General features: G+C 67.7%; 7 protein-coding genes. 1 reads left to right on the forward strand and 6 read right to left on the reverse strand.

Translation table 11 applies throughout. The features are described from left to right. Window position 1: 1 nt before the first annotated feature. Genes gatB through gatC form a run of 3 tightly spaced genes read right to left on the reverse strand, consistent with a single transcriptional unit; the run spans window position 2 to window position 3,298 of the window. The gene (gatB, locus tag ACFVWG_RS28980; RefSeq protein ID WP_391546581.1) at window positions 2-1,498 is read right to left on the reverse strand and encodes an Asp-tRNA(Asn)/Glu-tRNA(Gln) amidotransferase subunit GatB; all 1,497 of its coding nucleotides are present in this window, start codon (window positions 1,496-1,498) and stop codon (window positions 2-4) included. Then, window positions 1,495-3,000, reverse strand: a complete 1,506-nt coding sequence (gatA, locus tag ACFVWG_RS28985; protein WP_391546582.1) for an Asp-tRNA(Asn)/Glu-tRNA(Gln) amidotransferase subunit GatA — start codon at window positions 2,998-3,000, stop codon at window positions 1,495-1,497. Before gatA ends, gatB begins: the two co-directional genes overlap by 4 nt. A 1-nt stretch (window position 3,001) precedes the next feature. Beyond that, window positions 3,002-3,298, reverse strand: coding sequence for an Asp-tRNA(Asn)/Glu-tRNA(Gln) amidotransferase subunit GatC (gatC, locus tag ACFVWG_RS28990; protein ID WP_344155145.1), 297 nt, complete (start codon window positions 3,296-3,298; stop codon window positions 3,002-3,004). Between the two features lie 212 nt (window positions 3,299-3,510). On the opposite strand from gatC, the gene ACFVWG_RS28995 reads away from it, so the two are divergent. Next, complete coding sequence (locus ACFVWG_RS28995; protein WP_391546583.1) at window positions 3,511-4,155, forward strand: amino acid-binding protein; 645 nt, start codon at window positions 3,511-3,513, stop codon at window positions 4,153-4,155. Window positions 4,156-4,178: 23 nt separating this feature from the next. On the opposite strand, the gene ACFVWG_RS29000 is transcribed toward ACFVWG_RS28995, so the two are convergent. The 3 genes from ACFVWG_RS29000 to ligA all read right to left on the reverse strand — a co-directional run bounded on the left by ACFVWG_RS29000 (window position 4,179) and on the right by ligA (window position 8,051). Then, entirely contained in the window at window positions 4,179-4,403 is a 225-nt protein-coding gene (locus tag ACFVWG_RS29000) for a hypothetical protein (protein WP_391546584.1), read from the reverse strand. A gap of 19 nt (window positions 4,404-4,422) precedes the next feature. Beyond that, window positions 4,423-5,856, reverse strand: a complete 1,434-nt coding sequence (locus ACFVWG_RS29005) for a hypothetical protein (protein WP_391546585.1) — start codon at window positions 5,854-5,856, stop codon at window positions 4,423-4,425. Window positions 5,857-5,951: 95 nt separating this feature from the next. Then, window positions 5,952-8,051 carry an NAD-dependent DNA ligase LigA gene (gene ligA, locus ACFVWG_RS29010; protein WP_391546586.1) on the reverse strand — a complete coding sequence of 700 codons (2,100 nt, stop codon included), beginning with the start codon at window positions 8,049-8,051 and terminating at the stop codon, window positions 5,952-5,954. Window positions 8,052-8,310 lie beyond the last annotated feature (259 nt).

An 8,310-nucleotide genomic window follows, 5' to 3' on the forward strand; every position in this document is an offset into this window, starting at 1 on the left:
ACTAGATGCCTAGCTTGACGTTCAGCAGCTCGCGGACCTTGGCTGCGTCTGCTTGGCCGCGCATGTCCTTCATGACGGCGCCGATGAGGGCACCGGCTGCTGCGGGCTTGCCGGAGTTGACCTTCTCGACCACGTCCGGGTTGGCGGCGATGGCTCGGTCGATGGCCTCGAGCAGGGGGCCGTCGTCGGAGACCAGGGCCAGGCCGCGCTTCTCGATGACCTCGGCAGGGGTGCCTTCGCCAGCGAGCAGGCCTTCGAAGACCTGGCGGGCGAGCTTGTCGTTGAGGGTGCCCTCGTCGACGAGCTTCTGGACCTCGGCGACCTGGGGTGGGCCGACCGGCAACGCGTCGAGGTCGGTGCCCTGCTCGTTGGCGAAGCGAGCGAGCTCGCCCAGCCACCACTTCTTGGCGGCTGCAGCGGCAACGCCGAGCTCGACCGTGGCGACGATCGACTCCAACGCACCACTGTTGATGACGTCGCGCATCTCCGGGTCGGTGAAACCCCAGTCCGTCTGCAGCCGGGCGCGGCGCAGCGAGGGGGCCTCGGGCAGAGTCGCCCGCAGCTCCTCGACCCATTCGCGTGACGGCGCGACCGGGACCAGATCCGGCTCAGGGAAGTAGCGGTAGTCATCGGCGTCGGACTTCTCGCGACCAGAGGTCGTGACTCCGGTGTCCTCGTGCCAGTGGCGCGTCTCCTGCAGGATCTTCCCGCCGGCATTCAGTACGGCGGCCTGTCGCGTGATCTCGTAGGTGATCGCGCGCTCGACCGAGCGGAACGAGTTCACGTTCTTGGTCTCGGTGCGGGTGCCCAGCACGGAACTACCGGCAGGCTTCAACGACACGTTGGCGTCACACCGCAGCGACCCCTGGTCCATCCGCACGTCCGAGACGTCGAGTGCGAGCAGCAGGTCGCGCAGCTGGCTCACGAACGCGCGGGCGACCGCGGCGGCCTTGGCCGGCGGGACCTCGATCGTCTTGGTGACGATCTCGATCAGCGGGATGCCGGCCCGGTTGTAGTCGACCAGCGAGTGCGAGGCGCCCTGGATGCGGCCGGTCGCGCCGCCGACGTGGGTGGACTTGCCGGTGTCCTCCTCCATGTGGGCGCGCTCGATCTCGATCCGGTACGTCTCACCGTCGACCACAACCTCGGACCACCCGTTGAAGGCGATCGGCTCGTCGTACTGGGAGGTCTGGAAGTTCTTCGGCATGTCCGGGTAGAAGTAGTTCTTCCGGGCGAACCGGCACCACTCCGCGATCTCGCAGTTCAGCGCGAGGCCGATCTTGATCGCGGACTCGACGCCGCGCGCGTTCACCACCGGCAGCGCGCCGGGCAGGCCGAGGCAGACCGGGCAGGTCTGCGTGTTCGGCGGGGCGCCGAACTCGGTCGGGCAGCCGCAGAACATCTTCGACTTGGTGTTCAGCTCGACGTGGACCTCGAGACCCATGACCGGGTCGTACTGCGCGAGGGCATCGTCAATGGCAACAACATCCGCGGTCATCGGGTCACCTCCAGCTCCGGAGCCTTCGACATCAGTACGCCGCCCCACTGCTCGGCCAGCGCGGACTCGAGCGCGGCGCCCACCGTGTACAGCAGGTCGTCGCGCATCACCGGCGCCATCACGTGGAAGCCGACCGGCAGCCCGTCCTCGTCGGCCAGGCCGCACGGGAAGGATGCCGCCGCGTTGCCCGCCAGGTTCGACGGGATGGTGCAGAGGTCGTTCTTGTACATGGCGATCGGGTCGTTGATCCGGTCGCCGATCGCGAACGCGGTCGTCGGCGTGGCCGGCGAGACCAGGACATCGACCTGCTCGTAAGCCTTGATGAAGTCGCGGGCGATCAGCGTCCGCACCTTCTGCGCCTGGCCGTAGTACGCGTCGTAGTAACCGCTCGACAGTGCGTGCGTGCCGAGGATGATGCGGCGCTTCACCTCGTCGCCGAAGCCGGCCTCGCGGCTCAGCCCCGTCACCTTCTCCGCACTGTTCGTGCCGTCGTCGCCGACGCGCAGTCCGTACCGCATGGCGTCGAACTTGGCCAGGTTGGACGAGGCCTCGCTCGGCAGGATCAGGTAGTACGCCGGCAGCGCGTACTCGAAGTGCGGGCAGGAGACCTCGACGACCTCGGCACCCAGCTTGGTGAGCAGCTCGACCGCCTCGTGGAAGCGAGCCTCGACACCCGGCTGGTAGCCCTCGCCACCGAGCTCCTTGACGACACCGATCCGCAGACCGGAGACATCACCGTTGCGGGCAGCCGCCACGACAGGGGGAACATCCTGGTTGATCGAGGTGGAGTCCATCGGGTCCCACCCCGCGATCACCTCGTGCAGCAGCGCCGCATCCAGCGTCGTCCGAGCACACGGCCCAGGAGTGTCCAGCGAGGACGCGAGCGCGATCAGGCCGTACCGCGAAGTTCCGCCGTACGTCGGCTTGACCCCGACCGTGCCCGTGAAGGCGCCCGGCTGGCGGATCGAACCGCCGGTGTCGGTCCCGATCGCGAGCGGTGCCTCGTACGCCGAGATGGCCGCGGACGACCCACCGCCGGAACCGCCGGGGATCCGGGCGAGGTCCCACGGGTTGTGCGTGGTCCCGTACGCAGAGTTCTCAGTGGAGGAGCCCATCGCGAACTCGTCCATGTTGGTCTTGCCGAGGATGACGATGCCGGCGGCCTTCAGCCGCTTCACCACCGTCGAGTCGTACGGCGGCTTCCAGCCCTCGAGGATCTTCGAGCCGGCCGTGGTCGGCACGCCCTCCTGGGTCAGCACGTCCTTGAGCGCCAGCGGGACTCCGGCCAGCGGACCGAGCTCCTCGCCGGCCGCGCGCTTCGCATCGACGGCGGCGGCCTGCGCCAGCGCACCCTCGGTGTCGACATGCAGGAACGCGTGCACACTGCCGTCGACGGCAGCGATCCGGTCCAGATGCGCCTGGGTCACCTCGACCGAACTGGTCTGCTTGGACGCCATCAGCTCGGAGAGCTCGACCGCGGTCTTCCTGGTCAAGTCAGACATGTCAGTCCTCCTCCAGGATCCGCGGCACCCGGAATCGCTGCGCCTCGGCTGCCGGGGCGCCGGACAGCGCCTGCTCCGGGGTGAGGCACGGGACGTTCTCGTCGGCGCGCATCACGTTCGTCAGCGGCAGGGCGTGCGAGGTCGGCGGAATGTCGTCCGCCGCGACCTGGCTGACCTGCCCGACCAGGGTGATGATCTGGTCGAGCTGTGGCGCGAGGTGATCGAGCTCGGCATCGCTGAGCTCAATCCGCGCCAGTCGCGCCAGGTGCGCAACCTCTTCGCGGGTAATCGATGGCATGAACCGATCCAATGTGTCTGCAGTTGCGGGACGCGCCACTATGAACCTCTTAGTGACACTCAAGTCATCCTAGAGGGCGGCTATGACAGGTTTATTTCCTCGTCCCCCGTTCGCGCTTCGAGAGGCCCCGGGCGTGTTGCGGGCTCCGCTCTGTAACATGGGCGGCGACAGGGCGTTATGTGCAAGGTGATCGGCTGGGAGATGATCGTTCGGTGTTCCTGCTGCGATTGATCATCCCGGACCGGCCCGGTTCGCTCGGCACCGTCGCCACCGCCCTCGGCGAGGTCAGTGCCGACATCCACGCCATCGAGATCGTCGAGCACCGCCGGGAGAACGGCACGGCCGTCGACGACATCGTCGTCGACCTCCCGCCCGGCGTCCTGCCCGACCGGCTCGTCTCGGCCTGCAACAGCGTGGACGACGTCGAGGTGATCTGGTTCTCCCGGTACGGCGCCGGCGGCGGACTGCACATGGACCTCGAAGCGGTTGAGCAGATGACGTCGGCCCCGGCCGACGCGATCGACCTCCTGATCGAGCAGAGCCCCGCCGTACTGCATGCCGACTGGGCCGTCCTTCTGGACGGAACGGGCTCCGACGTGAAGGTCGTGCTCGAGACCAGTGCCACTCCGGAGTTCGGTGACGTGGCGGCGGCCTGGCTGCCGCTGGAGAAGGCCACCACGCTGGACGCGCCGGACCACAAGGGTCTGTCCGAGTCCGTGCTGGTCGCCGCACCGCTGGAGAACGACCGCCGGATCATCGTGGTCGGGCGTCGCGGCGGACCGGAGTTTCTCGGCTCCGAGGTGGCTCGGCTGAGCTACCTCGCCTCACTCGCAGTTACCATCCGCGCCACCGCCTGACCAGCTCGCACACCTACTTCCAGCTATCCCAGCTGGAAGTAGGTGAACGTCCAGAGCCCGGCGATGATCAGCAGCACCAGGACCCCGATCAGCGACACGATCAGGATCGCCTGGCTGTTGCTGCCGCTGCGCTCCGGGAGGTCGAACTGGGTAGGGCCCCAGGCCCCACCCCCCTCGACACGCTGCACGGCCTCAGGCGGTGGTGCGACCATCGCCTGCTCGTCCCGCTTCTCCCGGGGCAGCTTCATCAGGTCTCCGTCGATCGGCTCACACGTAATACGACTCTGCGTTGATGCTAATCGTCCGGGACAAGTAGTCGTCACGATCGTTGTTGTCGATCTCGACCCGCCAGCCGCCGACGTAGGCCGCAGCCGCCTTGCCGTCGTTGTGCTTGTCGATGAATTCCTTCAGTGCCGCGGCGTCCGTGCCCTTCAGGGTGCCGAAGGCATCGCCCACCGCTGCCGGCCACGCGGCCTCGGCGTCGTTCTTACGGCCGGAGACGCTGATCTCCAGCCGCTTGATGCCGCCGCCGGAGGACCCGAAGCCGTAGATGCGCTGCGAGCCGAAGTCGCCGATCTTCTTGGTGCAGATGGTCTTGCAGTCGTAGCCCTTGGCCTTCAGGCCGGCCATCAGCTGCGCCTCCGTGGTCTGCCAGGTCTTCTCCGGGATGTCGAACGACTCCTCGCCCGACTTCCGGCCGGCCAGCACGACCGAGCTGTCGTTGTTCAGCCGGAACTCGCCCCACGACGTGCCGACCTTGTCCGACTTCTGACCGGTCTTGACCGCGTCCTGGATCTTCTTGACCTCGCTGCCGCCGAAGGTGTCGTTACCGAGCGCCTGCAGCGCGGCGTCGAAGCTGACCGCGGCGTTGTTCCGGTTGTCGTCGTCGCGCGACGTCAGCTGGACGCTGATGATCGTCCCGTCCTTGGTGAACTGGAAGATCGCGTCGACCTGGGTCGGCCCGTCGTACTTGAAGCAGCCGCGGTGTCCGCCGGCGTCGTTGTTGAACAGGTCGCTGCACTGGTAGCCGATGCCCTGGAGCTTCTTCGACACGTTGTCCGCCTGGCCGGCCGCGTTGCCCGGCCCGCTGGTGTCGCTGGTCGGCTGCGAGGTGCCGCCGGTCGGGTCGGCGGTCGGCTTGTCGTCGCCACCGAGCCCGCGAACGACCAGCACGATGATCAGGCCGATCAGCAGAATGCCGACCACGCCACCACCGATCACCAGCGGCATCTTGTCCTTGCCGATGCCACCAGGTCCCTTGGAGCCACCTGGCCCGGCGGGACCTTGCTGCCACGGCTGCTGGCCACCCTGCTGCTGGTGCCAACCGCCCTGCTGCTGGTTGCCCTGCTGTCCCCAGGCCTGCTGCTGGTAGGGCTGTTCACCCTGCTGCGGACGCTGGCCCCAGCCCTGCGGGGGCTGACCCTGCTGCGGGGGCTGACCTTGAGGAGGCTGGCCCTGCGGAGGCTGGCCCTGCGGTTGACCGGGCTGCGGCCGTCCAGGCTGCTGCCCCCATCCGCCACCACCCTGCTGCGGAGGTTGGCCCTGCGGCTGCTGCGGCTGCTGCGGTTGCCCCCAGCTGCCACCGCCCTGGGCAGGTGGCTGTTGACCCCAGCCGCCCTGGCCTCCTTGGCCCCCCTGCTGTCCGCCCGGCTGGCCCCCCGGCTGCCCGGAACCCCACGGTCCCTGTGGCGGCGTCGTCATATTCGCTCCTTTGACCCATGCATGGACGTGCAAAACTAACAGTCCGACGGCTCAGCTCCGCCGCCGGATCCATTGAGTCCGCAGGTTGTTCAGGACTAGGCCGGCTCCGGTCTGCTCGCGACCGCGGCCGCCGCCTCCGCGCCGTCGTCCAGCAGCACCTGGAATCCCGCCGCGTCCAGAATCGGTACGCCGAGCTGAACCGCCTTGTCGTACTTCGATCCCGGCGAGTCACCGACCACGACGAACGACGTCTTCTTCGACACCGACCCCGCGACCTTGCCTCCGCGGGACACGATCGCCTCGGTGGCTTCGTCGCGGCTGAAGCCCTCGACCGTCCCGGTGACCACGACCGACACACCGGTCAGCGTCTGCTCGACTGTCGGCCCGGTTCGCTCCTGGCGCATCACGACGCCCGCGGCCTTCCACTTGTCCACGATCGCCTGGTGCCAGGCCACCGCGAACCACTCGATCATGGCCTGCGCGATGGTCGGCCCGACGCCTTCGATCTCGGCCAGCTGCTCCTCGGTCGCGGCGCGGATGTCCTCGATGTCGTCGTACACCTCGGTCAGTGCCTCCGCCGCGGTCGGGCCGACATGCCGGATCGACAGCGCCACGAGGACCCGGTTGAGCTGCTGTGCCTTGGCAGCTTCGAGATTCGCGATCAGCTTGCGGGCGTTGGCTGACAACACCCCGGCTTTGGTGGTGAAGAAACCGCTCTCGGCCAACCGCTCCTCGGTCAGCGCGAACAGATCGCCCTCATCAGCCACCAGCCCGTCACGAACCAGTGCCTCGGCAGCCTGATACCCCAGCCCCTCGATATCGAACGACGACCGCCCGGCCAGGTAGAACAACCGCTCCTTGACCTGCCCCGGGCAGAACTGTGAGTTGGGACAGCGGATGTCGACGTCGGACTCCTTGGCCGGCGCCAGCAACGTGTTGCACTCCGGACAGTGCGTCGGCATCACCCAGGCGGGCAGGCCCTTCGGCCGCAGCGCGACCACCGGGCCGAGGATCTCCGGAATCACGTCGCCCGCCTTCCGCAGTACGACGGTGTCTCCCGGCCGGACGTCCTTGCGGGCGACCTCCTTGGCGTTGTGCAGTGTCGAAAACTCGACGGTCGACCCGGCGACCCGGACCGGCTCCATGTGCCCGAACGGCGTCACCCGGCCAGTGCGACCGACGTTCACCTTGATGTCGACGAGCTTGGTCGTGACTTCCTCCGGCGGGTACTTGAACGCGATCGCCCAGCGCGGCGCACTCGACGTGGAGCCGAGCGCCCGCTGCAGGTCGATCTCGTCGACCTTCACCACCACCCCGTCGATCTCGTGATCGACCGAGTGCCGGTTCTCGCCGTAGTACGCGATGAATTCGTTGACCTCGCCCAGCGTCTCCACCCGGCGCGCGCGGTCGCTCACCGGCAGGCCCCAGGCCTTCAGTTGCTCGTACGCCGAAGACAGCCGCCCGAACCGATGTCCCTCGACCTTGCCCAGGCCGTGCACCACGAACCGCAGCGGGCGATTCGCCGACACCCCCGAATCCTTCTGCCGTAGCGATCCGGCCGCGCTGTTGCGTGGGTTGGAGAAGACGTCCTTGCCGGCCTCGGCCAGCTGCGCGTTCAGCTCGGTGAAGTCCTCGACCCGGAAGTAGACCTCGCCCCGGACCTCGAGAAACGCCGGTACGTCGTCGCCCTGCAACTGCTCCGGGATGCTCTTGATCGTCCGAACGTTGGCCGTCACGTCCTCGCCGGTCCGGCCGTCGCCGCGCGTCCCGCCGCTGACGAGACGACCGTTCTCATAGACCAGATCGAGGGCGAGACCGTCGACCTTGAGCTCACACAGGAACCCCGAGTCGTGGATCTGCTGAACGGTCACCTCCCGCTCGAGCCGCTTCGCCCAGGCCTCCATCTGCTCGGCCGAGAACGCGTTCGCGAGGCTCTCCATCCGCATCGGGTGCTCGATCGGCGCGAACAACGTCGAGATCGGTACGCCGACCTTCTGCGTCGGCGAATCCGGCGTCCGCAGCTCGTTGTACTGCTCCTCGATCGCCTGCAGCTCGTGCATCAACGCGTCGAAGTCGGCATCGGAGATGACCGAGCTGCCCAGGTAGTACTTCGCCCGGTGCTCCTCGATCTCGTTGCTCAGGGCAGCATGCCGCTCACGCACTTCAGGCGGTGCTTCCGGAATCTCCTCGCTCATAACCAGAATCTACCGCCGCCCTCCGACAAAACCGCCCCTCCCGCCACGTCCGTGAGTCCGAGCCGCACCCCCGCACCCCCGCACCCCCGCACCCCCGCACCCACGCACCCACGCACCCACGCACCCACGAGCGAATCCCCAACCGGCGAACCCTCCAACTCGGTGGATATCCGGCTCTCCTGATGCATGTGTGGGTGGTTTGAGCGCGCCTTGAATGGCGCACGCCGTTCCCTGTCTAGGTTTCTGAGCTGTCTAGGAA

Source organism: Kribbella sp. NPDC058245 (assembly GCF_042882005.1).
GTDB lineage: Bacteria > Actinomycetota > Actinomycetes > Propionibacteriales > Kribbellaceae > Kribbella.